The organism is Paenibacillus sp. 05T425 (genome assembly GCF_056396205.1).
Genome location: NZ_JBFTLA010000195.1, coordinates 1 through 349, shown reverse-complemented (window position 1 = coordinate 349; position 349 = coordinate 1). Strand labels below are relative to the sequence as shown.

The window sequence follows — 349 nt, the reverse complement described above, 5'->3', positions numbered from 1 at the left end:
ACTCTGCCCTGCGTGGCCAGGAACCGGTGATCAAATGAGTGCCGGCACGGGTTGGGCTGCCGCGCAGGTCGGTTATTGCAGCAATGTGCACCCGACCCGTGACCTGGCGGGACTACGGTCATCCATCGAATGGCATTTCCGGGGTGTGCGCACCCTGCGCGGCCTGAACGAGCAAGACAGTGGGCTGTGGATCAGCGCCCTCGCCGCAGCCGAACTACAGCAGGCGTCAGCTCGCGCGGACTTCCTCAGCCTGCTGCAACGCAGCGGGCTGCGGCTGACTTCACTTAACGGCTTTCCCTATGGCCAATTTCATCAAGGCGCGGTGAAAGCCGACGTCTATTTGCCCAAC

1 protein-coding gene is annotated in these 349 nt (G+C 62.8%); it reads left to right on the top strand.

The annotated features are described in order from the left end of the window. Positions 1 to 34: 34 nt before the first annotated feature. On the top strand, positions 35 to 349 hold a 315-nt coding region (locus AC1DF0_RS32735; RefSeq protein WP_477577810.1), incomplete at its 3' end, for a hypothetical protein.